The 25,513-nt window shown below is 61.8% G+C and carries 25 protein-coding genes; 12 read left to right on the forward strand and 13 right to left on the reverse strand.

Annotated features, from left to right (window positions below; all coding sequences use genetic code 11):
• Positions 1 to 12 precede the first annotated feature (12 nt).
• Entirely contained in the window at positions 13 to 528 is a 516-nt protein-coding gene (locus F3H35_RS10925) for a hypothetical protein (protein ID WP_149779636.1), read from the reverse strand.
• A 124-nt stretch (positions 529 to 652) separates the two neighbouring features.
• Here F3H35_RS10925 and F3H35_RS10930 point away from each other — a divergent pair, with 124 nt between their 5' ends.
• Entirely contained in the window at positions 653 to 1,063 is a 411-nt protein-coding gene (locus tag F3H35_RS10930) for a SufE family protein (RefSeq protein ID WP_149779637.1), read from the forward strand.
• 10 nt (positions 1,064 to 1,073) lie between these two features.
• On the opposite strand, the gene F3H35_RS10935 is transcribed toward F3H35_RS10930, so the two are convergent.
• Both F3H35_RS10935 and F3H35_RS10940 read right to left on the reverse strand, forming a co-directional pair.
• Positions 1,074 to 1,727: a DUF1638 domain-containing protein gene (locus F3H35_RS10935; RefSeq protein ID WP_149779638.1), complete on the reverse strand. Its 654-nt coding sequence runs from the start codon at positions 1,725 to 1,727 to the stop codon at positions 1,074 to 1,076.
• A gap of 76 nt (positions 1,728 to 1,803) precedes the next feature.
• Entirely contained in the window at positions 1,804 to 2,508 is a 705-nt protein-coding gene (locus tag F3H35_RS10940; RefSeq protein WP_007815634.1) for a corrinoid protein, read from the reverse strand.
• A gap of 215 nt (positions 2,509 to 2,723) precedes the next feature.
• Here F3H35_RS10940 and F3H35_RS10945 point away from each other — a divergent pair, with 215 nt between their 5' ends.
• Positions 2,724 to 3,818, forward strand: a complete 1,095-nt coding sequence (locus F3H35_RS10945; protein WP_223228384.1) for a PA0069 family radical SAM protein — start codon at positions 2,724 to 2,726, stop codon at positions 3,816 to 3,818.
• Positions 3,819 to 3,824: 6 nt separating this feature from the next.
• Here F3H35_RS10945 and bmt read toward each other — a convergent pair whose 3' ends face one another.
• Positions 3,825 to 4,841 carry a betaine--homocysteine S-methyltransferase gene (bmt, locus tag F3H35_RS10950; protein WP_149779640.1) on the reverse strand — a complete coding sequence of 339 codons (1,017 nt, stop codon included), beginning with the start codon at positions 4,839 to 4,841 and terminating at the stop codon, positions 3,825 to 3,827.
• A 306-nt stretch (positions 4,842 to 5,147) separates the two neighbouring features.
• A complete protein-coding gene (locus F3H35_RS10955) occupies positions 5,148 to 5,462 on the reverse strand; it encodes a DUF1476 domain-containing protein (protein WP_007815631.1) in 315 nt (104 codons plus the stop codon).
• Positions 5,463 to 5,620: 158 nt separating this feature from the next.
• Here F3H35_RS10955 and purC point away from each other — a divergent pair, with 158 nt between their 5' ends.
• The 6 genes from purC to F3H35_RS10985 all read left to right on the forward strand — a co-directional run bounded on the left by purC (position 5,621) and on the right by F3H35_RS10985 (position 13,813).
• On the forward strand, positions 5,621 to 6,382 hold the full coding sequence (gene purC / locus F3H35_RS10960) for a phosphoribosylaminoimidazolesuccinocarboxamide synthase (protein WP_007815630.1): 762 nt from the start codon (positions 5,621 to 5,623) through the stop codon (positions 6,380 to 6,382).
• A 58-nt stretch (positions 6,383 to 6,440) separates the two neighbouring features.
• Positions 6,441 to 6,680: a phosphoribosylformylglycinamidine synthase subunit PurS gene (gene purS / locus F3H35_RS10965; protein ID WP_007815629.1), complete on the forward strand. Its 240-nt coding sequence runs from the start codon at positions 6,441 to 6,443 to the stop codon at positions 6,678 to 6,680.
• Positions 6,680 to 7,348, forward strand: coding sequence for a phosphoribosylformylglycinamidine synthase subunit PurQ (gene purQ, locus F3H35_RS10970; protein WP_149779641.1), 669 nt, complete (start codon positions 6,680 to 6,682; stop codon positions 7,346 to 7,348). The genes purS and purQ overlap by 1 nt, the downstream gene beginning before the upstream one ends.
• A gap of 39 nt (positions 7,349 to 7,387) precedes the next feature.
• Complete coding sequence (locus F3H35_RS10975) at positions 7,388 to 9,148, forward strand: sensor histidine kinase (RefSeq protein ID WP_007815627.1); 1,761 nt, start codon at positions 7,388 to 7,390, stop codon at positions 9,146 to 9,148.
• Positions 9,149 to 9,154: 6 nt separating this feature from the next.
• Complete coding sequence (locus F3H35_RS10980) at positions 9,155 to 10,492, forward strand: sigma-54-dependent transcriptional regulator (RefSeq protein ID WP_149779642.1); 1,338 nt, start codon at positions 9,155 to 9,157, stop codon at positions 10,490 to 10,492.
• Positions 10,493 to 10,996: 504 nt separating this feature from the next.
• Positions 10,997 to 13,813, forward strand: coding sequence for a ribonuclease E/G (locus F3H35_RS10985; RefSeq protein WP_149779643.1), 2,817 nt, complete (start codon positions 10,997 to 10,999; stop codon positions 13,811 to 13,813).
• 89 nt (positions 13,814 to 13,902) lie between these two features.
• On the opposite strand, the gene F3H35_RS10990 is transcribed toward F3H35_RS10985, so the two are convergent.
• Positions 13,903 to 14,139, reverse strand: coding sequence for a sulfurtransferase TusA family protein (locus tag F3H35_RS10990; RefSeq protein WP_223228385.1), 237 nt, complete (start codon positions 14,137 to 14,139; stop codon positions 13,903 to 13,905).
• Between the two features lie 93 nt (positions 14,140 to 14,232).
• Here F3H35_RS10990 and F3H35_RS10995 point away from each other — a divergent pair, with 93 nt between their 5' ends.
• The 3 genes from F3H35_RS10995 to F3H35_RS11005 all read left to right on the forward strand — a co-directional run bounded on the left by F3H35_RS10995 (position 14,233) and on the right by F3H35_RS11005 (position 17,624).
• Positions 14,233 to 14,985 (forward strand): cytochrome c biogenesis CcdA family protein, encoded by a 753-nt coding sequence (locus F3H35_RS10995; RefSeq protein ID WP_037295734.1) that lies wholly within the window; start codon positions 14,233 to 14,235, stop codon positions 14,983 to 14,985.
• A 144-nt stretch (positions 14,986 to 15,129) separates the two neighbouring features.
• The gene (locus tag F3H35_RS11000; protein ID WP_223228398.1) at positions 15,130 to 16,248 is read left to right on the forward strand and encodes a hypothetical protein; all 1,119 of its coding nucleotides are present in this window, start codon (positions 15,130 to 15,132) and stop codon (positions 16,246 to 16,248) included.
• Positions 16,245 to 17,624 (forward strand): cytochrome P450, encoded by a 1,380-nt coding sequence (locus F3H35_RS11005; RefSeq protein WP_149779646.1) that lies wholly within the window; start codon positions 16,245 to 16,247, stop codon positions 17,622 to 17,624. Before F3H35_RS11000 ends, F3H35_RS11005 begins: the two co-directional genes overlap by 4 nt.
• Here F3H35_RS11005 and F3H35_RS11010 read toward each other — a convergent pair.
• From F3H35_RS11010 to F3H35_RS11020, 3 genes are all read right to left on the reverse strand, one after another.
• Positions 17,599 to 17,814: a hypothetical protein gene (locus F3H35_RS11010; protein ID WP_007815615.1), complete on the reverse strand. Its 216-nt coding sequence runs from the start codon at positions 17,812 to 17,814 to the stop codon at positions 17,599 to 17,601. The genes F3H35_RS11005 and F3H35_RS11010 overlap by 26 nt on opposite strands.
• Complete coding sequence (locus F3H35_RS11015) at positions 17,811 to 18,971, reverse strand: aromatic ring-hydroxylating oxygenase subunit alpha (RefSeq protein WP_149779647.1); 1,161 nt, start codon at positions 18,969 to 18,971, stop codon at positions 17,811 to 17,813. The genes F3H35_RS11010 and F3H35_RS11015 overlap by 4 nt, the downstream gene beginning before the upstream one ends.
• A 95-nt stretch (positions 18,972 to 19,066) precedes the next feature.
• Entirely contained in the window at positions 19,067 to 19,897 is an 831-nt protein-coding gene (locus F3H35_RS11020; RefSeq protein WP_188129952.1) for a helix-turn-helix domain-containing protein, read from the reverse strand.
• A 213-nt stretch (positions 19,898 to 20,110) separates the two neighbouring features.
• On the opposite strand from F3H35_RS11020, the gene F3H35_RS11025 reads away from it, so the two are divergent.
• Positions 20,111 to 20,491, forward strand: a complete 381-nt coding sequence (locus tag F3H35_RS11025) for a hypothetical protein (protein ID WP_149779648.1) — start codon at positions 20,111 to 20,113, stop codon at positions 20,489 to 20,491.
• Here the strand turns inward: F3H35_RS11025 and ilvN are convergent.
• The 4 genes from ilvN to F3H35_RS11045 all read right to left on the reverse strand — a co-directional run bounded on the left by ilvN (position 20,488) and on the right by F3H35_RS11045 (position 25,271).
• Positions 20,488 to 21,060 carry an acetolactate synthase small subunit gene (ilvN, locus tag F3H35_RS11030; RefSeq protein WP_149779649.1) on the reverse strand — a complete coding sequence of 191 codons (573 nt, stop codon included), beginning with the start codon at positions 21,058 to 21,060 and terminating at the stop codon, positions 20,488 to 20,490. The two genes, F3H35_RS11025 and ilvN, sit on opposite strands and share 4 nt — an antisense overlap.
• A gap of 89 nt (positions 21,061 to 21,149) precedes the next feature.
• Positions 21,150 to 22,907 carry an acetolactate synthase 3 large subunit gene (locus tag F3H35_RS11035; protein ID WP_149779650.1) on the reverse strand — a complete coding sequence of 586 codons (1,758 nt, stop codon included), beginning with the start codon at positions 22,905 to 22,907 and terminating at the stop codon, positions 21,150 to 21,152.
• Between the two features lie 304 nt (positions 22,908 to 23,211).
• Positions 23,212 to 23,871: a response regulator transcription factor gene (locus tag F3H35_RS11040; RefSeq protein ID WP_149779651.1), complete on the reverse strand. Its 660-nt coding sequence runs from the start codon at positions 23,869 to 23,871 to the stop codon at positions 23,212 to 23,214.
• Complete coding sequence (locus F3H35_RS11045; protein ID WP_149779652.1) at positions 23,868 to 25,271, reverse strand: cache domain-containing protein; 1,404 nt, start codon at positions 25,269 to 25,271, stop codon at positions 23,868 to 23,870. Before F3H35_RS11045 ends, F3H35_RS11040 begins: the two co-directional genes overlap by 4 nt.
• Positions 25,272 to 25,513: the final 242 nt, after the last annotated feature.

The following is a 25,513-nucleotide window of genomic DNA, read 5'->3' on the forward strand; positions in this document are numbered from 1 at the left end:
AGGTGGGGGCGCTTAGCGCCCGGTGGTCATCACGTTGCGCGCACCGATCACCCGAATGGTGGTGATCTTTTCCAGATCCGTGGCCGACAGCGCGCGCCCGGTCGTGACCGTCCGTGACCGTTCAGGGCCTTGCGGCGTGTCGTCGGGCTGGAGCGCTGCGAGGGTCAGTTCCAGAACGCCGTTCACAGGCTCGCCTTCGGTCTCGGAAGTCAGGCGCACGTCATAGGCGCCCTGACGCAGGGTCACGCCTTCGACGCGGATGATGGCGCCGATGCTGGTGCGTTCGATGGTGAGCGCGGTGATCTGATCGACGGGGGTGCCTTGATACACCTCTTCGACAGCGCGGCGGCGGAAGATACTACCGGTCTGTTCGGGGATCAGCGGATTGGTCTGGGCCGGGCTTTCGGACACAGGCTCGGACCGGCTGTTGCCGAACCAGTTGGAGGGGTTGACGCGCGAGTCGCGCCAGCCGCCACATGCCGACAGGGTCATCGAAACGATCACAAGACCTGCAAGAGATTTCCGCATCACAACCGCCCTTCTGCCTTTCTTCCCGGTTATCCTATCCGGGCTGCGTTGAAAAGGTGCAAGCTGGGTCTGGACCTTGCGGGCCTGTCTGCCTAGGTCTTGGGCGACAGGATTGGAGCAGGTCATGGCAGCTGAAGCTTTTGAGGATATCGTCGCGGATTTCGAGTTTCTCGACGATTGGGAGGACAGATACCGCTATGTGATCGACCGGGGCCGGTCGATGGAGGCGCTGGACGATGCGCTGAAGGTGCCGGCCACCAAGGTGGATGGCTGCGCAAGCCAGGTCTGGCTGCATCCGAAGATCGAGGACGGGCGGTTCAGTTTCGAAGGTGACAGCGATGCGATGATCGTGCGCGGCCTGATCGCGGTGCTCAAGGCGCTCTATAACGATATGCCGGTGGTGGAGGTGACCAAGGTCGACGCCCCTGCGGAATTGGCCCGGCTGGGGTTGAACGACCATTTGTCGGCGCAAAGATCCAACGGTTTGCGGGCGATGATCGAGCGTATTCGCAGCGTCGCCGCCGAGGCGGCGTGATCGGCGAGGGTCAGGCGCCTGTCGCCTGACGCCGCAATGCCGTGGCCAGATCGCCATATCCCGTGAACCGGTACTCAAACTCGAGCCCCAGCCGATCCGCGCAGGCGCGCGCCTTGGCGAGAAGGGCAGGGTCTTCGGTCTGGGCCTGATAGACCAGCTTGGTGTAATTGCCGAACAGCATGTCGCGCAGCTCGGGGTGGCGGTCCAGCCCCATGGGTTTCCACACGAAGGCGTCGAACTGCTTGACGAGAAAATCGGTGAGGTAGAAGGCGGTGATCTCGTCCTCGGCATGGGCGGCGAAGGCGTCATTTCCCTCGAAGAAGGCATAGCAATGCGGGCCGGGAATCATCTCGACCCCCAGAGCGTCGCACCGCGCCTGCAAGAGACCGCCCGTGCCGCAATCGGCATAGACCACGAAAATCCGGTCATAGCGGTCGCGGTTGCGGCTGACGGCCTCGTCCACGGCGGAAACGATGCGGTCGGGATAAAGATGCAGCTTGGCGGGCAGGCATTGCAGGTCGAGGTGCTCCCAGCCGTTGATCCGGATCAGGGCAAGGATCTCACGCGCCAGAGCGCCGCAGGCGATCAGCAGGATACGGCCCGCGCCGCGCCGCAGGTCGGCGCCGGTTTCGGTCAGGGTCGTGTCATCGGGCAGATCGGTCATCGCATCCCCCCTGAACGGCGAGCGGCCCGCACGGGGGGCGGGCCGGTGCCATCGGTGCTTCGGCGCGCCAGCACGCTCAGGCGGTGGCGGCCTGATTGTGCTTGCGCTTGACGTATTCCTTGGCGGTTTCCACGGCCACGGCGGCATCCCGGCAATAGGCGTCCGCGCCGATGGCCTTGCCGAATTCCTCGTTCAGCGGAGCGCCGCCCACGAGCACGATATAATCGTCGCGCTTGCCCTGTTCGACCAGCGTGTCGATCACCACCTTCATATAGGGCATGGTGGTGGTCAGCAGCGCCGACATGCCGAGGATGTCCGGCTTGTGCTCATCCAGCGCCGCGAGATAGTTTTCCACCGGGTTGTTGATCCCGAGATCGACCACTTCGAAACCCGCGCCTTCCATCATCATCGACACGAGGTTCTTGCCGATGTCGTGGATGTCGCCCTTGACGGTGCCGATCACCATCGAGCCCATGCGCGGCGCACCGGTTTCGGCCAGCAGCGGCTTGAGGATGAACATCCCGCCTTTCATGGCGTTGGCGGCCAGCAGCACTTCGGGCACGAAGAGGATGCCGTCCCGGAAATCCTTGCCGACGATGGTCATGCCGCCCACCAGAGCCTCGGTCAGGACGCGGTAAGGCGCCCAGCCACGCTCCAGAAGGATATTGACGCCTTCCTCGATCTCTTCCTTGAGGCCGTCATAAAGATCGTCCCACATCTGTTCGACGAGTTCCTCGTCGCTGAGATCCGCCAGGATGATTTCGTCTTGGTCTTCCGACATGGCCGGTTTCCTTGCTCTGGTGGCGCTTGCGCGCGCGATTGGCTATTGTCTGGGCGCAGCTATCGTCAATTTGTCGCATATGGACTTTCCGAATTGCGACACTGGCCGCCCTTGTACCGACCTATAGCCCGGAATTGGAGGCTTTGGTCTTGAAAACTTGTCATGAACTATATGCTGTTGTTGCAAATGTTCCCCATATGTTCCATTTTTGGGCGATGGAACGAGAGACGAGCATCAATCCGGGCCGAAGGGTGGTCGGACGAGGCGCCACGGACAATGCCGCGGGGCGTCATGAACGGCATGTGCGGGTCTTTGACAGCGACGGATGGGAGCCACGGGCGCAGGACGAGGATACTCCGGTGCTGCGCACCGACATACGCGCAGAGCTGCCGCGGCGGATCATCACCTACAACCGCTCGCCCGATCTGCCGTTCGATCGCTCGATCAACCCCTATCGCGGTTGCGAGCATGGCTGTGTCTATTGCTTTGCCCGGCCCAGCCATGCCTGGCTGGGCCTGTCGCCGGGGCTGGATTTCGAGACGCGGCTTGTGGCGCGGCCCGAGGCGCCGCGCGTTCTGGTGCAGGAATTGCGCAGCCGGTCCTACAAGGTGGCGCCGATTGCCATCGGCACGAATACCGATCCCTATCAGCCGATCGAGAAGGAGCAGCGTATCACGCGCGCCTGTCTGGAGGTTCTGGCGGATTGCGGTCATCCGGTGGCGATCGTGACGCGCGGCACGCTGATCGAGCGCGATATCGACATTTTGTCGGTCATGGCGGCGCGGGGACTTGTGCGGGTGGGCGTGTCGGTGACCACGCTGGATGCGGGTCTTGCACGCCGGATGGAACCGCGCGCGCCGTCGCCCAAACGGCGTCTGGCGACGATCTCCCGGCTGAGTGCGGCGGGCATTCCGGTGCGGATCATGGCCGCCCCGATGGTGCCGGGGCTGAGCGATCACGAGCTTGAGGCGATCTTGCAAGCGGGCGGGCAGGCGGGGGCACAAGCGGCAACCTGGATCATGCTGCGTCTGCCGCTGGAGGTGGCGCCGATGTTCCGGCACTGGCTCGAGGCGCAATACCCCGACCGCGCGGCGCGCGTCATGGGGTTGGTGCGCGAGATGCATGGGGGCCGCGACTATGACCCGGCATGGGGGCGTCGGATGCGTGGCACGGGGCCTTATGCGCAGATGGTTGCGCAGCGGTTTCGCGTGGCGGCTAGGCGCCTTGGACTGGACCGGCCACAGCCCGAGTTGCGATGCGACCTCTTCCGGCCGCCGGAGCGGCCGGGGGATCAACTGACGCTGTTCTGAGCCGGGTCAGCCGCGACGGCGGCCACGGCGTTCGCGCTTGGGCCCGTCATCGTCATCGCCGGTGCCGTCAGCCGCCGAAGAGAAAGGACCGAGTGCTTCGGTGATCTGCTCGAGGGTGGGGCGTTCGCCGCGCGGGCGGGTCGAAAGGGCCTCGTGCATCTTTTCGAGATGCTCGGCGGTGGTGCCACAGCACCCACCGATGATGGTGGCGCCGCTGTCGCGCGCCAGAACCGCGTAATCGGCCATCAGTTCGGGTGTGCCGTCGTAATGGATGTGCCCGTCGTGATATTTCGGGATCCCTGCATTACCTTTGGCGATGATCGGCCGGTCGGTGCCTTGGGCTGCAAAGCCAAGAACGGTGCGCAGAAGGTCGGACGCGCCAACGCCGCAATTGGCGCCATAGCCGAGCGGCGGATTGGCCAGACCTTCGACGAGGTTGACCATGTCGGCCGAGGTAAGGCCCATCATGGTGCGCCCGGCGGTGTCGAAACTCATCGTGCCGCACCAGGGCATGCCGGCCAGCTTGAACGCCTCGGCGGCGGCCTTGTATTCTTCGGGGGCGGAAATGGTTTCAAGCCACAGCACGTCTGCGCCGCCTTCCTTGAGCCCTTCGGCCTGTTCATGGAAGATCTCGACCGCCAGCTCATGGGTCAAGGCGCCCATGGGGGCCATGATCTCGCCTGTGGGGCCGACCGAGCCTGCGACGATCACGGTGCGGTCGCGCTTGTCGGCGACCTCGCGGCCGATTTCGGCGGAGATGCGCGACAGTTCGCGGGCGCGTTTCTCGGCGCCGTGCAGCTTGAGACGCGCGGCGTTGCCGCCGAAGGAATTGGTGAGGAAGATGTCGCTGCCCGCATCCACCGCCATCGTGTAAAGCCGCGTGATCCGGTCGGGATGTTCGTCATTCCACATCTCGGGCGCGTCGCCGGATTCGAGCCCCATGTTGAACAGATTGGTTCCCGTCGCACCGTCGGCCAGAAGCCAGTCACGGGTTTTCAGCAATTTGGACAGGGCATTGGTCATCGATGGGGCTCCTTGATAAAGCGTTTCGCGAAAAACCTGACTCACAGGTTTTCGTGAACTGCACTGCTCCGTTCAATCGTTGTCGGCGCTCCGTCTTTGGCTGATGCCTCAGGTAAAAGGCGGAACGCTTCAGGTTGCGCGTGGATGTCTCATGTTTGGCAGATATGCGCAAATTCATTTTGCTCAACTCGGACCTGAGCGGCAGTCCGATTGGCCGGGCGATTGAAGGGAATGGCGCGCAAAGAAAAACGGGCGCGCCCTGTGTGGAGGGCGGCCCGTCGGGAACTTTTAAGGAATGAGACGCGCTCAGACCTCTTTCATCAGCTGGTCTTTGGCGATGAGCATCAGTTGATCCATCTTGCCGCGGATCGTGTCGGCATCGGCCAGATCACCCAGATCACCGGCGACCTTGCGCACGACATCCTCGTGGCCGGCCTCTTCGAAATCGGACAGGACGACCTCTTTGGCATAGGCGTCGGCATCCGCGCCGGTCTTGCCCAGAAGCTCGGCGGCCCACAGGCCCAGAAGCTTGTTGCGCCGCGCCTCGGCGCGGAATTTCATTTCCTCGTCATGGGCGAATTTGTTCTCGAATGCGTTTTCGCGATCGTCGAAAGTGCTCATTGGCGGGTTTCCTCAGCAGGCGTTGGCGTTTGCCAAGGTATGCAACTCAATCCGCGCAAGGGCAAGGGCCGAACGCGTTCTTGCGACAATCCGAGGCATAGACTAAGACAGCGCTGAGATCAGTGGGGAGTCGGCCCCGGTCCAGAGATGGAGGCTGCATGGCGCGGCGCAAGAAAATCTACGAAGGCAAGGCCAAAACGCTCTATGAGGGTCCCGAGCCGGGAACCATCGTCCAGTATTTCAAGGATGACGCGACCGCCTTCAACGCCGAGAAACGGGCCGTGATCGAGGGCAAGGGTGTGCTGAACAACCTGCTGTCGGAATATTTCATGCTCGGATTGTCCAATATCGGCATCCCCAATCATTTCCTGAAGCGGCTGAACATGCGCGAACAGCTGGTGCGCGCCTGCGAGATCGTGCCGCTCGAGATCATCGTACGCAACTATGCCGCGGGCACCATGGCCAAGCGTCTTGGCATGGACGAAGGCACGCAACTGCCGCGTCCGATCGTGGAATATTGCCTCAAGGATGACAAGCTGGGCGATCCTCTGGTCACCGAGGAACATATCGCTGCCTTCGGCTGGGCCAGCCAGCAGGACATGGACGACATCCTGAGCCTCGCGCTGCGCGTGAATGATTTCCTGTCGGGTGTCATGTATGGCGTGGGCATTCGTCTGGTGGACTTCAAGATCGAGATCGGCCGCGTCTACGAGGGCGATTTCCAGCGGCTTATCGTGGCTGACGAGATCAGCCCCGACAGCTGCCGGCTTTGGGATATCGAGACCGGTCAGAAGCTGGACAAGGATGTGTTCCGCCGCGATCTGGGCAGTCTGACGGATGCCTATACCGAAGTGGCCAACCGGCTTGGCGTGATGCCGAAAGGGGCTACGCCGATGAACCGACCGACGCTGATCAACTGATCGCGCGGCCAAACTGGCGGCGGCGCGGGGCGCTGCCCGAAGATACGGGAAGACGACGATGAAGGCACGAGTGCATGTAATGCTGAAGAACGGTGTTCTGGATCCACAGGGCGAGGCCGTGCGGCACGCGCTTGGCCAGCTTGGGTTCGACGGTGTGGAGGCGGTCCGGCAAGGCAAGGTGATCGAACTGGATCTGGCCGAGACCGATGCCGAGGCGGCCCGCGCCAGCGTCACCGAGATGTGCGAGAAGCTGCTCGCGAATACCGTGATCGAAAGCTACAGCGTGGAGATCGCCTGATGCACGCGGCTGTCATCGTCTTTCCGGGATCGAATTGCGACCGGGACATGGCCGTCGCCTTCGAGAAGGCCGGGGCCAAGGTGTCGATGGTCTGGCACAAGGACACCGCGCTGCCGAAAGATGTGGACATCATCGGCGTTCCGGGTGGCTTTTCGTTCGGCGATTACCTGCGGTGCGGGGCGATCGCGGCCAATTCGCCGATTTGCCAGTCGGTCGTGGCCCATGCCGAAAAGGGCGGCTATGTGCTGGGCATCTGCAACGGGTTTCAGGTGTTGACGGAAACGGGTCTGCTGCCGGGTGTGCTGCTGCGCAACGTGAACCTCAAATACATCTGCAAGCCGGTGCGCCTTCGGGTCGAGACCGCCGACAGCGCCTTTACGGCAGGCTATCAGCCCGGGCAGGAGATTACGGTGCCGATCGCGCATCATGACGGCAATTATTTCGCCGATGCCGAGACGCTGAAGCGTCTTCATGGCGAGGCGCGCGTGGCCTTCACCTATTGCGACAATCCGAACGGGTCGGTCGACGATATCGCGGGCGTGCTGTCTCAGAACCGCCGGGTGCTCGGCATGATGCCGCATCCCGAACGCATGGCCGAACCGTTGCAGGGCGGAACCGATGGCGCGGCGATGTTCCGCACGCTTGTGGACCAGCTTGCCGAGGCATGACCGCTTGAGCGAAGTCGCGCTGCGTCATAGACTGCGGCAATGAGCAAAAAACGACCGTCGGCCCGTCTCAAGGTGTCAAATACCACCACCTGGCGTCTGCGCCTGGTGTTCATTGTGTTGGTCGCGCTGGCGGTGGCGGTGGTGTTCGTGACCAATCGCCTGCTGACCGACAGGTTCACCGAATCCACGCGCAACCGCGCGGAATTGCGGCTGGTGCTCTATTCGGGCAACCTGCTGAGCGAGCTGCGCCAGAACGCCATCGTCCCGCAATTGCTGGCACGCGACCCGTCGCTGATCCTTGCGCTGGAGTCGGGCGATTTCAGCCAGTCGAGCCAGCGGCTTATTTCCTTTCTCGACGAGATCGGCGCGGCGTCGCTGACACTGCTGGACCGGGACGGCCGGGCGGTGGCGGTGACGGATCGGAACCTGTTGGGCAAGAACCATCGGCAAGCGCCTTATTACGTGGACGCCTTGCGCTCGAGAGATACGGTTTTCAAGGTACTTGAGGACGAAACGGGCGCGTATCGGTTCACCTATTCGCGGCGCGTTGAACGCCAGAACCAGGTGCTTGGCGTGATCGTGGTCGAGGTGGATCTGGCCAAGTACGAGCGTGCCTGGTCGGGTATATCGGATGCGGTTCTGGTGACCGACAGCGAGGGACGGATCATCCTTGCGACAGAGCCGCGCTGGCGCGGGCTGAGCGAGGAAGAGGCGCTTCGCCGAGAGCCGGTGGACACTGCGATAGAGCGGGCCATCCAGGCGACTGCCGGATGGACCGCGCTGCCTGCGGATGCCTATGTGCGAGGCGAGGCGGTGATGCGGGTCGAGGGCAGGGTGGCGTTTCGCGGCTGGAGGATCGCCAGCTTCACCACCTATGCCAGTGTGCGCGAGAAGGTGAACGGGTTTCTGGCGCTCGAGATCATGGGATTCGCGATTCTCCTGGCGCTAGCGTTCTGGGTTCTGAACCGCCGAACAACGCTGCGCATGGCCCTGTTCCAGCGAGAGTCGGCAGAGCTTCGCGCATTGAACGTCCGCCTGCAGCGGGAAATCGCCGAACGCGAACGCGTGCAGGAGAACCTTGCGGTGGCCGAACAGACCCTTGCGCAAAGCTCGAAACTGGCGGCGTTGGGGGAGATGTCCGCCGCCGTCAGCCACGAGTTGAACCAGCCCCTGGCGGCGATGAAGACCTATCTTGCGGGCGCGCGGCTGCTGCTCAACCGGAACCGGCCCGACGAGGCGCTGTCCTCTTTCCAGAGGATCGACGACCTGATCGAGAGGATGGGATCGATCACGCGGCAGTTGAAATCCTATGCCCGTCAGAGCGGTGACACTTTCGCGCCTGTAAATCTTGGCGATGCGCTGTCTTCGGCGCTGTCGATGATGGAGCCGCAACTGCGCCAGCGGCATGTCAATATCACCCGGACCCTGCCCGAGGAGCCGGTGCTGGTGATGGCCGACAGGGTGCGGGTGGAGCAGGTGATGATCAACCTGTTGCGCAATGCGATGGATGCCACGGAAGGCACCGACGATGCCTCGATCGACATTTTGCTGGCTGCCGGTGAAACGGCGGTTCTGACGGTGCGCGACAACGGGCACGGGATCGAGGATTTCGACAATCTCTTCGAGCCGTTCTACACCACCAAGCAGCCCGGCGACGGGGTCGGCTTGGGGCTTGCCATTTCCTCGGGTATCGTGAACGACCTTGGGGGTCGCCTGACGGCGAGAAATGCGTCGGGCGGGGGGGCTGTATTCGAGGTGCAGCTTCCTATCTTGACCGAAGAGACCCGTGCAGCGGAGTGACGTGACATGCCGAGCGCAATGAAAATCGCGATCATCGACGATGAAAAGGACATGCGGCAGTCGATCAGCCAGTGGCTGGCGCTGTCTGGATATGACACCGAGGCCTTCCCGAGCGCCGAGGAGGCGTTGAAGGTGCTTGGACCGGATTATCCGGGGATCGTGGTGACCGACATCAAGATGCCGGGCATGGACGGGATGCAGTTTCTCAAGAAGTTGATGGGCAGCGATTCCAGCCTGCCGGTCATCATGATCACCGGCCACGGTGATGTGCCCATGGCGGTCGAGGCGATGCGCATGGGCGCCTATGATTTCCTTGAAAAGCCGTTCAACCCGGACCGGATGAGCCAGTTGGCCAAGAAAGCCACGACCGCGCGGCGCATGACGCTGGACAGCCGCGCGCTGCGTCGCGAGTTGTCGGATGGCGGCCAGCTGATGAAAAAGCTGATCGGCGCAAGCCCGGTGATGGCGCGGTTGAAGGAGGATATCCTCGATCTGGGGCAGGCGGATGGCCATGTGCTGATCGAGGGCGAGACCGGGACCGGCAAGACGCTGGTGGCGCATGCCCTGCACGCGGTCGGATCGAGGGCGGGCAAGAAATTCGTGTTGGTGTCATGTTCGGCCCATGAGGAAGAGGCGCTGATGAAGCGGCTTTTCGGCCCGGTGCAACCCGAGGACAGCCGCCTGCCGGCGGTCGAGGAGGCACGGGGCGGCACGCTGGTGCTCGAGGATATCGAGGCGCTGAGCGAGGCCGCGCAGGCGCGGCTCTTGACCTTCATCAACGATGAGGGCACGCCGCCAGAGACGCGGATCGTGGCGATCTCGAACATGCAGGAACAGGACCGCACCTGTGAGGACGCGATGCGCCCCGATCTGTTCTATCGCTTGGCCAGCCTGCGGATCACCGTGCCGCCGTTGCGCCAGCGCGGTGAGGATATCCTGACGCTGTTCACCCGCTTTTCGGAGCAATTCGCGGATGATTATGGCTGCGAGGCGCCGCAGGTTTCGGCGCAGGAGGCCGCTCAGCTGTTGCAGGCGCCCTGGCCCGGCAATGTGCGCCAGCTTTTCAACGTGGCCGAACGCGCCGTGCTGCAGGAGCGACGGGGCAGCGGCACCATCGCATCGCTGCTGATGTCGGATCATCAGGACATGCAGCCGGTGATGACCACCGAGGGCAAGCCGCTCAAGGAATATGTCGAGGCGTTCGAGCGGATGCTGATCGACAACACGATGCGACGACACAAGGGGTCGATCGCCTCGGTGATGGATGAATTGTGCCTGCCGCGCAGAACGCTGAACGAGAAGATGGCCAAATACGGTTTGCAGCGTTCGGATTACCTGAGTTGACGGGGCAGGCGGGCTGGTCCGTCAAAATTTCGACATATCGTCTTTCGGCCTTGGATACCCCATGAATGAGGGGGTCGTCATTCGAATTTACCGATGGCTGTGTGGGGCTTGAACGATTAGCCATTGTCACTTGGGGTCAAATACCTCTATCTAGAGGGTAGGATATCCGTCGTCGACCGATTGCGGATCCTGACAACAGAGTTTCGCTGTTTGGGGCCGAGCGGTATGTGACATCGTCCGCCGTCCCGACAGACCGATCAGGCCCCGCTTTGTCGGGCCGCATACAAGCCTGCCCGGCGATGCGCCGGATCGACAGGCGCAGAGTTGGCCCTGTTTCGGGCCGGAGACCAAGAACCGCGATGCAACGCGCACAACGGACATATCACAGAGCAGGCCCCGCAAGTGGCGCCTCAGCCCGTGTGACCGTCATCGCCCCCAACATATACCCGCCGCAGACGTCCGCCCCGCCGGGGCGCGATGCCATGCGCGGAGCAAACGGAAAACATGGCCAAGAAAATGCTTATCGATGCCACCCACGCGGAAGAAACCCGCGTCGTGGTGGTGGACGGAAACAAGGTTGAGGAATTCGATTTTGAGTCCGAAAACAAACGGCAGCTCGCCGGAAACATCTACCTCGCAAAGGTAACACGGGTCGAACCGTCGCTGCAGGCGGCCTTCGTCGATTACGGCGGAAACCGCCACGGATTCCTGGCGTTTGCGGAAATCCATCCGGATTACTACCAGATCCCGGTGGCCGACCGCGAAAAGCTGATGGAGGAAGAGCGCGCCTATGCCGAGGCGATGCGCGCCAAGGAAGACGACGACGAAAAGCCCAAGTCGCGGCGGCGCAGCCGGTCACGTTCCAAGGCCGAGGCGGTCGAGGACAAGGATGCCGTGATCCGCGACACGAGCGGGGAAGTCGCCGGCATGGAGACCATCGATCTCGACGACGATGTGCCCGAGGGCACGTCGCCGATGGAGATCGTCGGTGAAACGCCTGTCGAAGAACCCCAGGACAGCGCCGATCTGTCCGAGGATGGCGATGGCGGCGTCGACGCGCAAGCTCATGACGATGACGATCACCATGACGACGAGGACGAGCACCGCTCGGATGCGTCTTTCAAGGATGAGTCGATCGAGTCGGTGGCTGATGACGACGACCACGAGGATATCCGCCCGCAGCACAAGCCGCGGCCGCGGAAATACAAGATCCAGGAAGTCATCAAGGTGCGTCAGATCCTTCTGGTGCAGGTGGTCAAGGAAGAGCGCGGCAACAAGGGTGCTGCGCTGACGACATATCTGTCGCTGGCGGGCCGCTATTGCGTTCTGATGCCCAACACCGCGCGCGGCGGCGGCATTTCGCGCAAGATCACCAATGCCGTGGACCGCAAGAAACTCAAGGAAATCGCCAACGAGATCGACGTGCCGCAGGGCGCGGGCCTGATCGTCCGCACGGCGGGCGCCAAGCGCACCAAATCCGAGATCAAGCGCGATTACGAATATCTGCAGCGGCTGTGGGAACAGATCCGCGAGTTGACGCTGAAATCCATTGCGCCGGCGAAGATCTATGAAGAGGGCGACCTCATCAAGCGGTCGATCCGGGATCTGTACAACCGAGATATCGACGAGGTTCTGGTCGAGGGCGAGCAGGGATACCGCATCGCCAAGGACTTCATGAAGATGATCATGCCGTCCCACGCCAAGAACGTGAAGCATTACGTGGATACGATGCCGCTCTTTGCGCGGTTCCAGGTGGAAAGCTATCTCAGCTCGATGTTCAACCCGACGGTGCAGCTGCGCTCGGGCGGGTATATCGTGATCGGAGTGACCGAGGCGCTTGTGGCGATCGACGTGAACTCGGGCCGGGCCACCAAGGAAGGCTCGATCGAGGAAACCGCGCTGAAGACCAATCTCGAGGCGGCCGAGGAAGTGGCCCGTCAGTTGCGGCTGCGCGATTTGGCCGGTCTGATCGTGATCGACTTCATCGACATGGACGAGCGCCGCAACAACGCAGCGGTGGAAAAGCGGTTCAAGGACAAGCTGAAATCGGATCGCGCGCGTATTCAGGTGGGCCGCATCTCGGGGTTTGGTCTTCTGGAAATGTCGCGCCAGCGTCTGCGCCCCGGCATGATCGAAGCCACGACACAGCCCTGTCCCGCCTGTCATGGCACAGGCCTGATCCGGTCGGATGACAACCTGTCGCTGTCGATCCTGCGCCAGATCGAGGAAGAAGGCGTGCGCCGCCGGTCGCGCGAGGTGCTGGTAAAGTGCCCGGTGGCCGTGGCCAATTACCTGATGAACCAGAAACGCGAGCATGTGGCGCAGATCGAGCTGCGCTATGGCCTGTCGGTGCGGATCGAAGGCGATCCGATGCTCATCAGCCCGGATTTCTCGCTCGAGAAGTTCAAGACGGCGACCCGCAGCGTGCCCGAAGCCGTGGCGCCGGTGGTGTCGGTCGACAGTTCGTTGATGGATGATCTGGACGACGCGATCGAGGACGAAATCGACGAGGATGCCGAGGCCGATACCGCCAGCGATGCTGACGGCGATCGGACACAGGACGACGATCAGGAAAACGGTGATGGCAAGCCCAAGAAGCGGCGTCGTCGCCGTCGTCGCAGCCGCTCGAAATCCAAGGGCAATGGCGAGAATGCTGCAGCCAACGGTGGCGAGGCCGAGGATCAGGGTGCGGATGATGCGCCCTCCGAGGCGGCCAAGCCTGCGGATGAGGGTGCTGCCGAAGGTGTCGCGGGTTCCGAAGAGGTTAAGGCGGACCAGCCCGCCGAAGAGGACGCGCCGCAAGCCGAGGCCAAGCCGAAATCCCGTTCGCGTTCGCGCAGCAAGAAGAAGGACGCGCCTGTTTCGGAGAGTGCCGAAGCGGCTGAGCCTGTGACGGAAACGGCCACAACGGCTCAGGCAGAGCCTGCAGCCGAGGCGGAGACCGAGGCCGAAGCAAAGCCTGTGGCCGAGAAACCCAAGAGGGCCCCGCGCAAGCCATCGACCCGCAAGAAACCTGAGGCAGCAAAGGCCGAGGCTGTCGCGGAGGCCGCTGTCGAGGCGCCTGCTGAAGAGGCCGATGCGCCGGTTGCAGAAGCAAAGAAGAAGCCTGTCCGAAAGCCCGCTGCGAAGAAAATCAAGGCGGTGACCGACGAGCCGGCCACTGTCGCGCAGGACGAGCCAACCCAAGCGGCGGAGCCAGCCGACAGCGTCGAGACGGTCGAAAAAGCCCCCGCCATGGCTGGCGGCGACGAGACGTCGGAGCAAAAGACCGAGGCTGCATCCAAGCCCAAACGCCGCGGCTGGTGGTCGATCGGTCGCTGACGCGGCTATATTGAAGCCGAAAGCACCGCGCCCCTTTTGGGGCGCGGTGTTTTTATTTTGGGGTCAGGTCGAAGGGCAGGCGGCGCTGATCAGGCCTTGGCCGCCTTGCGCACCACATAGATCTGCGCGCCATCGCGGGTGTCGGTCGAGACAAGCTCATGCCCTGCCTCGGCGCAGAAATGCGGCACGTCGATCACGGCTGCGGGATCGTCTGCCAGCATCTCGATGCATTGGCCCGGAGCAAGCGCCCCGATCCGCTTGCGCAGTTTCAGGACGGGCAGGGGGCAAAGCAGCCCGGTGGCGTCTAGGGTATCGGATATGTCCATGCGCTGCGACATAGTCGCCTTGTTACAGCCTGTCCACAAGGATGTGACATCGCGTAGCGTGACGCGGTGCGCGCGATTGTCTATGTCTCGGTCATGTTTGGATTCGAAATCATAGATGCGGCCCTGATCCCGGCTATGGCCATTGCGCTGTTTGCCGGTGTCATCTCGTTTCTCAGCCCATGTGTGCTGCCGATCGTGCCGCCATATCTGGCCTATATCAGCGGTATCGCATTGTCGGACCTGACCGACGAGCGGACGGCGCGCGCGCGTGCAGTCATGCCTGCGCTGTTCTTCGTCATGGGGCTGTCGACGGTGTTCCTGTTTCTGGGGTTCACAGCGTCGGCCATAGGGAGCCTGTTCCTGCAGTATCAGGGGTGGTTCAACACCTTTGCCGGGATCATCGTGATGATTTTCGGGGCGCATTTCGTCGGTGTGTTTCGGATTGGTTTTCTGGACCGCGAGGCGCGTATGGACGTGGGCGACCGAGGCGGGTCGTCCTTTGGCGCCTATGTGCTTGGGCTGGCTTTTGCCTTTGGGTGGACGCCCTGTATCGGCCCGCAACTGGGGGCGATCCTGTCGCTGGCGGCCTCGGAGGCCAATGTGGCGCGCGGCACCCTGCTGCTGGCGGTCTACGCGGTGGGTCTGGGCGTGCCTTTCCTGCTGGTGGCGGCGTTCCTGCCGCGACTTGGCGGATTGATGGGCTGGATGAAGCGCCACATGGAGCGGATCGAGCGCGTGATGGGGCTTTTGTTGTGGACCATCGGCCTTTTGATGCTGACGGGAGGATTTTCGGACCTGTCCTTCTGGCTGCTCGAAACCTTTCCGTCATTGGCCGTCCTTGGTTAGGACTTACTCTTGCCAAACCTCTGGGCTATCGTATCACGCCACATGACGTGAGGGTTCGACAGTTTGACCAGTGATCCGGTTCATCGCAGGCGCGTGTTTTATGTACCGGGCTATGATCCGGTCCATGCGCGGAAATATCGCGAGATGTACCGCAAGGAGGGCGCTGAACAGGCGGCCATCAGCGGCTATGAGATCGCCTTGTCGCCGGGCAGGACAAAGGGCCGTTTCGGCTGGCATGTCGAGGCGCGGATCGATGGCGCCGAGGTGCAGGCGGACGTTGAGGTTCTGGTCTGGTCCGATATCGTGCGCGGCAGCATGGCGCAGGGCGTTCTGGCGACCTATGGGCAATTGCTGCAGACCGCCTGGGTCTATATCGCATCGGGCGCGTTGTTTCCGCTGATAGGCGTGAGAAAAGGCCCATTTCTGGCCGTGCTCTATCCTGTCGGGTTCCTTTTGGTACAATTGGTGCTGGCGGTGCTGGCTGCGTTTGGGCTGGGTGCGGTGCTGGGGTTGATCCATCCCTGGCTCGCTTGGGGCGGGCTGATCGCGCTGCCGGTCGTGCTGGAATGGTTTCGGCGCAATGACAACCGCTTTCTGGTCTATTACCTGATGCATGATTACGCCTATTCAGCGCGGTATCGCGGGGCCAATCCACCTGAGCTTGAAGCGCGGATGGCCGAATTCGGCGATCTGATCGCGCAGGCCCTGTCGGAGGATGTGCAGGAGGTTCTGGTGGTCGGTCATTCTTCGGGGGTGCATCTGGCGGTGTCGATCCTGTCCGACCTCATCCGGGCGGGGAGGGTACCCGCAAATGGGCCGGCTCTGGCGTTTCTGTCGCTTGGGCAGGTGGTGCCGATGGTGTCTTTTCTGCCCAAGGCCAGCAGGCTTCGGGGCGATCTGCGCTATCTCAGTACCCGGGACGAGCTGACTTGGGTGGATGTGAGCGCACCGGGCGATGGTTGTGCCTTTGCGCTTTGTGATCCGGTCGCGGTCACCGGGGTCGCCCCCGAGGGCAAGCGCTGGCCGCTGGTGTTGTCGGCGGCGTTCCGGCATACGCTCAGCCCGGAGCGGTGGAAGGTGCTGCGTCGGCAGTATTTTCGGCTGCATTTCCAGTATATGTGCGCCTTCGATTATCCGGGCGATTACGATTACTTCCGCATCACCGCCGGGCCGCAGACACTGGCCGCGCGATACCGGGGGCGTGCCCCGTCCCCCAGCCGGATCGAACGGCCGGTTTCAAGATATACCGGGGTCTCGACATGACCCTTCCGCCGAAGCCCCGGGCGCGTGAAGAGGGCAGAGTGTCCTTGTGGCGGTATACGCGGCTGTTTCGGCAGGATATCCTGTCGGCGCAGCCCGCTCGGCTCTATCGCGCGTGGATGGCAGAGTTTCGCACGCCGTTCTTTCGCTCGTACCTGTGCAACCAGCCCGATCTGGTCGATCTGGTCCTAAAGCAGCGACCCGATGATTTTCCGAAATCCGACCGGATCCGCGAGGGTTTGGCGCCTCTATTGGGCAATTCGGTCTTCGTCACCAATGGCGAGACTTGGAAGCGGCAGCGCCGGATCATCGATCCCTCTTTCGAAGGCGGACGGTTGCGCGACACGTTCCCCGCCATGCTGGCCGCCGGTCAGGGCGCGGTGGCACGCCTGCAGGGCAAGGCGGATGGAGAGCCGATCGAGATCGAGGCAGAGGCCAGCCATGCCGCCGCAGATGTGATCTTTCGCACGCTTTTTTCCATTCCGATCGAAGATGAGGTCGCCAGCGCGGTGTTCCACAAGTTCCGAGAGCATCAGCGCGCCCAACCGGTGCTGAACCTTGGTGCTCTGGTGCCTCTGCCGCGTTGGTTCCCGAGGTTTCACCGCCGCGGCGCGCGGCGGACCGCCAAGGAGATCCGCGCGCTGATCACCCGACTGACCGCGCATCGCATGACCGAGATCAAGGCCGCGCGTGCGCCGGATGATCTGGCGACGAAGATCATGACAACCGCCGATCCGCTTACGGGCGAACGTTTCGACACCGAGGAGATGGTGGATCAGGTGGCGATTTTCTTTCTTGCCGGTCATGAGACCAGCGCTTCGGCTCTTGCATGGGCGCTGTATCTGCTGGCGCTTTATCCGGAATGGCAGGACCGGGTGGCCACCGAAGTGCTGGCTGAAATCGGGCAAGAGGCGCCGGACTTCTCGGATATCGCCCGGTTGCGGCAGACCCGCGATGTGTTCCGCGAAACGTTAAGGCTTTACCCGCCCGTGCCGATGATGGTGCGCGAGACGACTTGCCCCGAGCGACTGCGTGATCGCGATGTGCCGCCGCGCGCCCAGATCGTGTTGAGCCCATGGCATCAGCACCGGCACGAAAGGCTTTGGGACAAGCCCGATGCTTTCGATCCCGAACGCTTTGACACGCCCGACGGGCGAGAGGCTTTGCGCTGTGCCTATATGCCATTTTCCGCCGGGCAAAGGGTGTGTCCGGGGGCCGGGTTCGCGATGATCGAGGGCGTGCTTTTGCTGGCGCTTCTGGTGCGCGCCTACCGGTTCGACATTGTGCCCGATCGCCCGGCGATGCCCGTGGCGCATCTGACGGTGCGGGGGCGCGATGGGATCTGGCTGCGGGTCACGCCTCGCGGCCGTGCTGTTTGAGGCGGGCGTGAAGCGCGGCGGCAACCGGTGCGCCAGCTTCAAGCGCGAAGACATAGGCATGGGTCAGGAAGAAACAGGACGCATCCACATCGTTCACGCTGTCGGCGGCTTCCGCGTAGAGCTCGATCAGCGCAGCCCGGTCCTGCGCCGCGTGGGCGCAGAGCATTCGGGCGTGCAGATCCTTGGTCATTCGGCGGCCTTTGCCTTGGCGCGGTGGATTTCGACCTTGTCGGCAACCCAATGATGAAAACAATGGGTCGGGCTGTCCATCACGGGTGAGAAGCGGCCGCCGTCGAATTGCTCCGCATGGCGGCCCTTCTGCATGCCTTCGACCACGAAGATGTCTTCTTCGAATACGGTCTTCCAAAGCTGACTGTTGCGCATCCGCAGCCCTTCGTCGCTGTCGGGCACGGAGTAGTACAGATGCACATGCTCGACCGTGCGTTCGGGGCCTTTGGGTTCGAGGATGATGGCAAAGGCGTGATCGCGATGCGTGCCGAGAAGAACATTGGGATAGACCGCGATATACTCGGCCCGTTCGTTCCAGCGACTTCCCACCTCTTCGAAATCGGGGAATGTGTCGCCATTCTCGTTGGACAATTGCCGGTAGACCAATGTGCCCTGACCGGAATATTCGCCCGGTTTTTCGATATTGTAGTGATCTTCGAGTCTGGAATAGCTGTTCAGCCCGGGATGGACCCAAGGCAGGTGATAGCTTTCGCAGTAGTTTTCGACCGCGAGTTTCCAGTTGGTGTTCACGTCCAGTGTGAACCGGCTGTCATGGCCGCCATGATAGAGCGGCAGTTCGAATTCGCGCCAACGCTGCATCGCGTCGGACATCGCATCCTCGAAGGCGGGCGCATCGCCCGAGATGTTGATCCAGACGACATCGCGCCAGATATGGCTGCGCACTTCGATCAGGCCGAGTTCGTTGCGCTTGATCGCGTCATGGGTGTTCTGCCCCGGTCCGCCGACATGCGGGGTCGCCACAAGATCGCCCTTGGTTGAATAACACCAAGAATGATAGGGGCAGCGGATCGCGCCTTCGATCTTGCGGGGGGTCTCGACAAGGATCATGCCACGATGGCGGCAGATGTTCTGGAACACCCGTACATCGCCATCCTTGTCCCGGATCAGCAGAAGCGGCAACCCGACGAAATCCAGAGGCACGGCATCGCCCGGTTCCGGAACATCCGCCGCGACCGCGAGCCCGGCCCATTGCGAAAACAGCAGGGCCTGCTTTTCCTCGTCATAAATGGCGGGGTCGATGTAATGGGCATTGGGCAGCCCGTTCGCGCGGCTGACATCTGCGCGCACGTTGGAGAGGTCTGTTACGGTCTGCGGCATTGCGGGTCTCCGTTCTCTGATCCCTCTCGCTCAGAACAGGAAATCCCTATCCTGGACCGACAGTTCGCGACCAGAATTTGCCCAAGGCGACACGCTTACCTGAATTCCTCTTCGAGGCGCAGCAGGTTGATGTGATAAGCTGGAAGCTCGGATGCTTTGGCAAGTCCGGCCTGTCTCGCGGTTTCGAGGATTAGGGACCGATTGCTTCCGAGATGTTCGTAGATCATGCGCGTGGCACGACGTCCGGTCATCCTTTCGGGGACGGTGCGTGTGGCATAACCTTCCCACAGACCATGCTGGAAGGTGCGTTCCGGCGTCAGGAAGTTGAACGAGCTGGAATGCGAGCCGCGATGCGCAACGATCGCCATCACGCCGTCCTGCTGGCGCATCACGACACCGCGAAACTCGCGTTCGCTCGGCCTCATCGAGATCCCCTGATGGCGCAGGGCGCTGCGTGGTTCGTACCCGCGCAGGAATGTGTAGCCTGCTTGTCGGCTGACATGGACCAGACCCACGGCAAAAAGGTCCTGATTCATGAAGCTTCGTCGGATGAAGCGGAAAAACCCCGAAGGAAAAACGGTCTGCGGCACGTCGGTCGGCGCCCGGCCGAAAAACTCCTGCACCATAGGGTGATCGAGCAGTCCCGTATCCCGTCGGTTCAGGCTTTCGACAGGCTCGAGCAGGACGCGCGCATCCACCCCGAAAAAGAGGCAGATCCGGTGCAGGACATCCGGTCTGGGAAAGCTTTCGCCGGACAGATACCGGTTGAATTGCGTTCGATTGATCCCAAGCTCCCGGCACAGGGCCGCGACAGACGCGTAAGGCGCGCTCAATAGTCGCAAGTTCCGACCGAAGATCCCGCGCAGCCTGGCGGGATCAAGCTCTGAATGATGGTGGCGCAACGTGACCCAACTCGTAAAAAACATGGTTCCGCACAAGGCTGTTGGCCTTTCATGCGGTCTTGACGGGAAATTTGGTCGAATTTCTGCAGATTGCCAAGACACATGGCCAAGCCTGACGCCAAATAGCGTCAGAACTGTTGCAAATTGATACAAGTTTGCGGCTTGCGTCCTGCCATTTTGCGTGTCCTGCTAAGGGTATTGTGACGCATCAGTAGAGCGGGTCGAAGAGGTTGTGACATGTACGGAGTGGTTTTGTGGAAAGACATCGAAGGTAGTCGCGCCGTGATCTGGTGTGAGGACCACGGTGATCTCGCGTTTCTTTCGGCCGAGGAGGGGATGCACTCGGGCGCCGATCTGGACGCGGGCGACCTGATCCATTTCGATGTCATCTGGGACGGCGCATTGCGACGGGCCAACAATGCCAAGCTTGTGGCGTCACACGCGTTTCCCACATTGCCCAAGGACCTGGCCGCCTGTTCTGCCGCGTTGATGCAACCCGAAGATCAGGCAGGCGCCTGTGATGGCCCAAACGTGGTGTCTTTTCCCGCAACGAGACAGGTCGAGAAACCGCGCCTAAAGGTGACCCCGCCGGTCGAGGCCGGGCGCAAGGCGGTCTAGACGTCGTTTACACTGCCGCGGCGCAGGGCCGCAACACCGGTGCGAGCGATCTCGACAAGGCCCAAGGGGCGCATCAGGTCAGCGAAGGCATCGATCTTGTCGGGCGTGCCTGTGATCTCGAACACGAAGCTGTTCAACGTGCTGTCCACAGCGTTAGCGCGGAATATGTCTGCAAGGCGCAGAGCCTCGACCCGCTTGTCGCCGGTTCCCTGAACCTTGAGCAGGGCCAGTTCCCGCTCGACGGCCTTGCCTTCCACCGTGAGATCATGGACTTCATGGACAGGCACGATGCGACCCAGTTGGGCCTTGATCTGTTCGATAACCTGCGGCGTCCCGGTAGTGACGATGGTGATGCGGCTGGTATGACCGGTATGATCGACCTCGGCCACGGTCAGGCTGTCGATATTATAGCCGCGGCCCGAAAACAGCCCGATGACCCGCGCCAGCACGCCGGGTTCGTTGTCCACGATCACCGCCAACGTGTGCGATTCCACCTCATCCGAGAAGGTCGGGCGCAGGTTATAGGCCGAATGCTTGGACGAGCCTTTTTTGATTTGTAGAGGCGACATGACGTTTCCTTGGTGATGACCGTGCCGCGCGGCACGTCTTGCAGTTCAGGCGGAGGGCGCGAGGGCAGGGCACGCGCGCCCTCATGCGGTCAGACCAGCACCGCGCCTTTTGATCCGATGGCATCCTTGGTCGAGGCGTTCTGCCCCAGAAGCATCTTGTTATGCGGCTCGCCCGACGGGATCATCGGGAAGCAGTTCTCGTGCTTTTCGACGAGGCAATCGAAGATCACCGGCCCGTCATAGTTCAACATCTCCATGATCGCGTCATCGAGATCTGCGGGATCCGAGCAAAGGATACCCTTGGCGCCGAACGCCTCGGCGAGCTTCACGAAATCGGGCAGCGCCTCGGACCAGCTGGAGGAATAACGCTCGCCATGGAGAAGTTCCTGCCACTGGCGCACCATGCCCAGACGTTCATTGTTCAGGATGAACTGCTTGACCGGCAGGCGATATTGCACGGCGGTGCCCATCTCCTGCATGTTCATCAGCCAGCTTGCTTCGCCCGCGACATTGATGACCAAGGCATCGGGATGGGCCATCTGCACGCCGATCGATGCCGGGAAGCCATAGCCCATGGTGCCAAGTCCGCCCGAGGTCATCCAGCGATTGGGATCGTTGAAGCCCAGATATTGAGCTGCCCACATCTGATGCTGGCCGACTTCGGTGCAGATATAGCGGTCATGGTCCTTGGTCAGCGCTTCGAGCCGTTCCAGCGCATATTGTGGCTTGATCGACTTGCCCTCCTGTTTGAAGGCAAGGCAATCGACCTTGCGCCACGCCTCGATCTTGGCCCACCATTTCTGGATCGCCTCGCGGTTCACCTTGCGGCCACGCGATTTCCAGACGTTGAGCACGTCTTCGAGCACATGGGCGATATCGCCGATGATCGGAATATCGGTCTTGATCACCTTGTTGATGGATGACGGGTCGATGTCGATATGCGCCTTTTTCGAGCCGGGGCTGAACGCGTCCAGGCGCCCGGTGATCCGGTCGTCAAACCGCGCGCCGATATTGATCATCAGATCACAGCCATGCATTGCCATATTGGCCTCGTAAAGGCCGTGCATCCCCAGCATTCCCAGCCAGTGCTGGCCATTGGCCGGATATGCACCCAGCCCCATCAGGGTCGAGGTGATGGGGATACCACTGGATTCGACCAACTCGCGCAGAAGCTGGCTGGCGGCTGGACCGGAATTGATGACGCCGCCGCCGGTGTAGAAGATCGGACGTTCCGCCACTTCCATCGCCTCGACCAGTTCGATGATCGTGGCCATGTCACCCTTGACCTGCGGCTGATAATGGCTGGTTTTGGCCTTTTGCGGCGGAGTGTATTCGGCCGAGGCGAATTGCACATCCTTGGGAATGTCCACAAGAACCGGGCCGGGACGGCCCGCGGTGCAGACGTGAAACGCCTGATGCAGGATCTCGGAAAGGTTCTTGGTGTCGCTCACCAGCCAGTTATGCTTCGTGCAGGGGCGCGTGATGCCGACGGTATCGGCCTCCTGGAAGGCGTCGTTGCCGATCATGAAGGTCGGCACCTGACCGGTCAGCACGATGATCGGGATGGAATCCATAAGCGCGTCGGTGAGGCCAGTCACCGCATTGGTGGCGCCGGGGCCGGATGTCACCAGAACCACGCCCGGTTTGCCGGTGGAGCGGGCATAGCCTTCAGCGGCATGGACCGCACCCTGCTCGTGCCGGACAAGAACATGGCGGATGTCATTTTGCTGAAAGATCTCGTCATAGATCGGTAGCACCGCACCGCCGGGATATCCGAATACGACGTCCACGCCCTGATCCTTGAGGGCCTGAACCACCATTTTCGCTCCGGTCATCTGACGTGTCATCGCTTTGCTCCGTTCATGACGTCAATTCACTGTTCTACGCATAAAAAAGCCCCCGGTATTCCGGGGGCGCATGGGGACCATTATGGCGTCCGTTACCGGCCCATGCGCCTGTTGCCTACGATTACGACTAGCGGTGCCATTGACGGCGACTCCCTTACTACGTGCGCGGGACATTAGGTTGCACTGAGGGGGGCGTCAACCACATTTCAAAGAAAAGATTTCGTGAAGCCGGGGGGATTCTTTCCATTTGTTGCGCCTCGAGGCGACTGGCCGCAATCAGACCGTGCCAATGACCGGCTTCCCGTCACAGCCGCGCCATCGTGCCGCCCTGCAGCACACCGTGCTCCAGCGCATAGCGCGTCAACCCAGCGGTCGAGCTGATGCCGAGCTTGCGCTTGATATTCTTGCGGTGGGTTTCGACGGTGCGCACCGAGATATCCAGCGCTTGCGCCACGTCCTTGTTCGACTTGCCTTGCGCCAGCTGCAAAAGGATCGTCTGTTCGCGGTTGGTCAACTGCTCGCGACCGGGCCGCTGATAGGGTTCAAGCGAGCCTTTTGCGCCGGTGCAAAGATAACGCTGACCGGTCATCACCGCATCGATCGCGTGTTTGATCTCTTCGGTCGGCACATCCTTGAGCACATAGCCCACCGCACCGTGACTGAGCGCCGACGCGATATATTCCGGACTGTCATGCATCGAGAGGATCAGGATACGCGTCTCGGGACGCCGCTCCAGGATGATTTCGGTCGTGGACAATCCGCCGATGCCGGGCATGTTGAGATCGAGCAGGATCACATCGGGTTGCAGCGCCTCGACCCGCTCTATGATCGCCTCGCCGCTCGAGAGCGAGGCGATCACCTCGATGTCATCATAACTTTCCAGGATGGTGCGCAGGCCTTGGGCAACCATCGGATGATCGTCGACGATGGCGATGCGGAAGGGGGCAGTCTTTGGGTCTGTCATGCGGTGGCTCTTGTCTCGTCGCCAAGGCGATCTTGTGGGGGCAGAAGATGGGTGAGGGGCACATTGGCCTCGATCAGGGTGCCGCCGTTTCGCGACGACTGTATATGCAGCGTGCCGTTCAATTGCTCGACCCGTTCCTGCATGTTGCGAAGGCCCAAACCTGTGCCATGGGCGTTGGCCGGATCATCGGGGTGAATGCCCCGGCCATTGTCGGAGATTTTCAAGGTGGCGCCCCGGCTGTGGCCGCGCAGGTCGATCGCCACATGGGTCGCACCGGAATGACGCTCGATATTGGTCATGGCTTCCTGGGCGACCCGGTAGAGAGCGATCTTTGCTTCTTCATCAAGGCGGTTGCGGAACACGACAGTATCGAACGAAACCTCGATGCCGGTGCGCTGACCGAAATCTTCCGCCAAGGTCCGGATCGCGGGGCCAAGCCCGAGATCGTCCAGCACGCCGGGACGCAGATCGCGGCTGATGCGGCGCACTTCCTGAATGGCGCCGGACAGGTGTTCTATTCCCTGATCCAGATTATCGCAGCCTGCGCTGTCGCCATTGGCCAGCCGGCGTTTTGCGATTTCCAGCGAAAAGCGTACACCGACAAGGATCTGGCTGATCCCGTCATGCAATTCGCGGGCGACGCGGCGGCGTTCCTCTTCCTGTGCGTCGAACACGCGTTGAGTGAGTTTCTTGAGCTTCGCATCGGCCACCCGCCTGTCGCGGATGTTGATGAACAGCCCGCTGGTGAACACGAGCAGCAACGCAGCCAGCGTAATCCCCCCGATATAGAGAAATGTCCGCTGCACGCGGCTTTCCACCTGTTCGCGGGACGCGGCCACGGTGGCCACCACATCGTCGATGAAGACGCCGGTGCCGATGGCCCAACGCCAGTCCTGAAAGCCGATCACATAGACTGCCATGCGGGCGATCTCGCCGGTCGAGGGCTTGGGCCAGTCATAGGTGTGATAGCCGCCGCCCGTGCGTGCCAGACGGATCAATTCGTCGGTGATCTCGATCCCGTTCGGATCGGTCATCCCGCTCCAGTTGGCGCCGATCAGATCGGTTTTTCGGGGGCTGACAAGGTTGTTGCCGTCATAATCGAAGACAAAGAAATACCCGTCCTGACCATAGAGCATCGCTGCGAGGGTGCGCGTTACTTCAAGCTTGGCTGCCGCGTCGTCGGGGCCCGCGCGGCCATAGATGTTGATGACGGCATTACGAGCCAGCGACAGGTAGTTTTTCAATTCGGCCCGTTTGGCCGCGATCAGCTGTTCTTCGAGTTGCCGGATTTCGCGCTCGGCGAGCTGGCGGGACTGCAGCGTGACCAGAACCGATATCGCGACTGCCGCCAGGATCAACGGCAGTGTTGCGGTGAGAAAGAGTTTCTGGCCGTAATTCATGCAGGCACTGTCATTCAGGGACGTTTACGCGCCCGGTTAGCTTGAATTGACGGAAAATCCTAGTCCGCACTTATGGTCCGCCTGGGCGGAGGCGTCAGAGCCGGGGGTCTCATTTTTTGGCCTTTTTGATGCAATCTACGCATTAGTTGGTATTTGCGTCCGTGCCATCACACGATAGGTTCCGGCTACTTTAACCGAGTCTTGCGCCGCCGGAGGATTTGGCGAAGGCTCATATCCAGGAG

This window comes from Roseovarius litoreus (assembly GCF_900142765.1).
GTDB lineage: Bacteria > Pseudomonadota > Alphaproteobacteria > Rhodobacterales > Rhodobacteraceae > Roseovarius > Roseovarius litoreus.